The organism is Acinetobacter sp. YH12226 (genome assembly GCF_013417805.1).
Lineage (GTDB): Bacteria > Pseudomonadota > Gammaproteobacteria > Pseudomonadales > Moraxellaceae > Acinetobacter.
Genome location: NZ_VPDG01000049.1, coordinates 1 through 3,522, shown reverse-complemented (window position 1 = coordinate 3,522; position 3,522 = coordinate 1). Strand labels below are relative to the sequence as shown.

Annotated in this window: 4 protein-coding genes; all 4 read left to right on the top strand. The window is 45.5% G+C overall.

Going from position 1 to position 3,522, the window contains the following annotated elements; genetic code table 11:
* The first annotated feature begins 176 nt into the window (after nt 1-176).
* The 4 genes from FTV08_RS15930 (at nt 177) to FTV08_RS15915 (ending at nt 3,305) form a co-directional block, all read left to right on the top strand.
* Nucleotides 177-842: a tyrosine-type recombinase/integrase gene (locus FTV08_RS15930; RefSeq protein WP_015060916.1), complete on the top strand. Its 666-nt coding sequence runs from the start codon at nt 177-179 to the stop codon at nt 840-842.
* A 189-nt stretch (nt 843-1,031) separates the two neighbouring features.
* A complete protein-coding gene (locus FTV08_RS15925) occupies nt 1,032-2,198 on the top strand; it encodes a tetracycline-inactivating monooxygenase Tet(X3) (RefSeq protein WP_024160783.1) in 1,167 nt (388 codons plus the stop codon).
* A gap of 148 nt (nt 2,199-2,346) precedes the next feature.
* Nucleotides 2,347-3,084 (top strand): recombinase family protein, encoded by a 738-nt coding sequence (locus FTV08_RS15920; RefSeq protein WP_001366550.1) that lies wholly within the window; start codon nt 2,347-2,349, stop codon nt 3,082-3,084.
* Nucleotides 3,081-3,305 carry a hypothetical protein gene (locus FTV08_RS15915; protein ID WP_000743213.1) on the top strand — a complete coding sequence of 75 codons (225 nt, stop codon included), beginning with the start codon at nt 3,081-3,083 and terminating at the stop codon, nt 3,303-3,305. The genes FTV08_RS15920 and FTV08_RS15915 overlap by 4 nt, the downstream gene beginning before the upstream one ends.
* Nucleotides 3,306-3,522 lie beyond the last annotated feature (217 nt).

The window sequence follows — 3,522 nt, the reverse complement described above, 5'->3', positions numbered from 1 at the left end:
GTAAATTTTCAGCGTTGCTGGCTCCCCGTCAGCCGGATTGGGTTGCATCGCAGGGGTGTCGAAAGAGTCAACTGCGGTCCAAAGCTGTTGGACTTGGGTGAAAAGGGCGTTTATTCTTCCTATACGTCGATCGATTGAATGAAGGACATATACAATCATTTCTCCGACATTTGGTTATGGAGCGAAAAGTTTCAATATCTTATCAAAACCAGGCAATCAATGCGATTAAGTTTTATTACGAACGTGTTTTGGGTGGACAACGGAAAACATATTTCATCGAAAGACCAAAAAAAGAAAAAACACTTCCTGTTGTGATGAGTGAAGAAGAAACCATTCGGGTACTACGCGCTATTGAAAACGTGAAACACAAGGCTATTCTGATGACTATTTATTCGGCAGGTTTGCGCATTTCTGAATGTATAAACCTGAAAATAAAAGACATTGACTCCAAGCGCATGCAAATTCGTATAGAACAGTCAAAAGGAAAAAGAGATCGTTATACCATTTTATCTGAGAAAACATTAATTATTTTAAGAACATACTTTATGGAATATAAACCAAAAGATTATTTATTTGAAGGTCAAAAAGGTGGCGCATACTCAAGCCGAAGTATTCAAAACATTTTTAAAGCAGCTGTTTTAAAAGCAAAGATTCAAAAGGAAGTTACTGTACATACCTTACGACATAGCTTTGCAACGCATTTGCTTGAGAATGGTACGAGTTTACGTTATATTCAATCGTTGTTAGGTCATTCAAGCAGTAAAACAACTGAGGTTTATACACATATTACCACCAAGGGAATGGAACAATTAAAAAGTCCGATGGATTTGTTAGATATATAGAAAGGATTTGTATATTTGAGCAAAACTTAACAAAAAGCACTATGAATATAAATCCTTTTGAGAGAGTAGAAACGAACGGTAAACGGTTGAAAACGGATTTGTCACTGATAATGAAAGGTTTAGCAAAATAAGATATAGTGGATATATACGCCATTTGGCGTATAGCCACTTGTTATGTGCCATTTTTGAATGACAATGCGAATAGATACAGACAAACAAATGAATTTACTTAGTGATAAGAACGTTGCAATAATTGGTGGTGGACCCGTTGGACTGACTATGGCAAAATTATTACAGCAAAACGGCATAGACGTTTCAGTTTACGAAAGAGACAACGACCGAGAGGCAAGAATTTTTGGTGGAACCCTTGACCTACACAAAGGTTCAGGTCAGGAAGCAATGAAAAAAGCGGGATTGTTACAAACTTATTATGACTTAGCCTTACCAATGGGTGTAAATATTGCTGATGAAAAAGGCAATATTTTATCCACAAAAAATGTAAAGCCCGAAAATCGATTTGACAATCCTGAAATAAACAGAAATGACTTAAGGGCTATCTTGTTGAATAGTTTAGAAAACGACACGGTTATTTGGGATAGAAAACTTGTTATGCTTGAACCTGGTAAGAAGAAGTGGACACTAACTTTTGAGAATAAACCGAGTGAAACAGCAGATTTGGTTATTCTTGCCAATGGTGGAATGTCGAAAATAAGGAGCTTTGTTACCGACACGCAAGTTGAAGAAACCGGTACTTTCAACATCCAAGCTGATATTCTTCAACCGGAAATAAACTGTCCCGGATTTTTTCAGCTATGCAACGGCAACCGATTAATGGCGGGACATCAGGGCATTTTATTGTTTGCCAATCCCAATAATAATGGTGCATTGTATTTAGGAATTAGTTTTAAAACGCCCGATGAATGGAAAAATAAAATTCCCTTAGATTTTCAGGACAGAAACAGCGTTGCCGATTTTTTATTGAAAAGATTTTCCAAATGGAGTGAAGTTTACAAACAATTAATACGTTCGGTATCAACATTTCAATGCTTGCCCACAAGGAAATTTCCTTTGAACAATGATTGGAAAAGTAACCGTCCATTACCCATAACAATGATTGGCGATGCTGCTCATTTGATGTCGCCTTTTGCAGGACAGGGTGTAAATACGGGATTATTGGATGCTTTGATATTGTCTGAAAACCTTACAAACGGAGAATTTACAAGTATTGAAAATGCCATCGAAAACTACGAACAACAAATGTTTGTTTATGCAAAAGATACGCAGGACGAATCGACAGAAAACGAAACCGAAATGTTTAGTCCCAATTTTTCGTTTCAAAAATTATTGAATCTATAAACAGTAAGAAAAAACGGCTACTAACAAGCAGTTTTGCAATAGTGGGGCAGAAGTGCAAAATTGAACTTGTGTGCTTCTATCAACTTTTGTACATTAGCTGCCAGTTTAAGATGGGTGCATTTGAGTATGCCCAAAGGAGCCCGCAAGTATGCGCAGGACGAAGCCAGTAGCCGCGCCGATGGTGGCGCGGGTCTATCTGCGCGTCAGCACCGACGCGCAGGACTTGGAACGCCAAGAGGCGATCACTACGGCCGCGAAGGCCGCCGGCTACTACGTCGCCGGCATCTACCGTGAGAAGGCATCCGGCGCACGCGCCGACCGGCCTGAGCTGCTGCGCATGATCGGCGACCTACAGCCCGGCGAGGTGGTCATTGCCGAGAAGATCGACCGCATCAGCCGCCTACCTTTGCCCGAGGCCGAGCGCCTGGTGGCCTCGATACAGGCCAAAGGCGCACGCCTGGCCGTCCCTGGCGTGGTCGATCTATCCGACCTGGCGGCCGAGGCCCAGGGCGTCGCCAAGATCGTGCTGGAAGCCGTGCAGATCATGCTTTTTCGCCTGGCCTTGCAGATGGCCCGCGACGACTACGAGGACAGGCGCGAACGCCAGCGCCAAGGCATTGAGTTGGCCCGCCAGGCCGGGCGGTACAAGGGCCGCCGTGCTGATCCGAAGCGCCGCGCCCAAGTTGTCGCGCTGCGCAAGTCCGGCTACAGCATCAACAAGACCGCCGAGCTGGCCGGGTACAGTGCGGCCCAGGTGAAACGGATATGGGCCGAGGTCAGCCAGGCCGAAGCGAAGCAGCACGGCGCGTTCGTGGAGGACGCATTGACGGAAGCCGATGCCCTGGCCGCTGTCGGCCAGGATGAGCGCCAGGAGGAAAGGGCATGAAGAAGCCGAACCAAGACGACGAGCCGTTTTTCATCACCGAGGAGATTGCGGCCGAAATGATCGCCGGCGGCTATGAGTTCGAGCTGCCGCCCATTCCTTGCACCATCCGCCTACGCGACGTGCTGGAGCGCATGACCGATGCTGAGCTAGCATTGCAGCCGGGCGAGATCGCCGACCAGGAGCGTGAACGCTGCCGGCGCAAGCCGTGTTCAACCTCATGATCTGGTCATGGTATTTTTCATGGCACTGAGCCTGATAGTTCTTGCAAATTGTTGTCACTAAAGGGTTTTGTGTGCTTGTTTACAATCGAGTGGGAGTGACGGGCACTGGCTGGCAATGTCTAGCAACGGCAGGCATTTCGGCTGAGGGTAAAAGAACTTTCCGCTAAGCGATAGACTGTATGTAAACACAGTATTGCAAGGACGCGGAACATGCCTC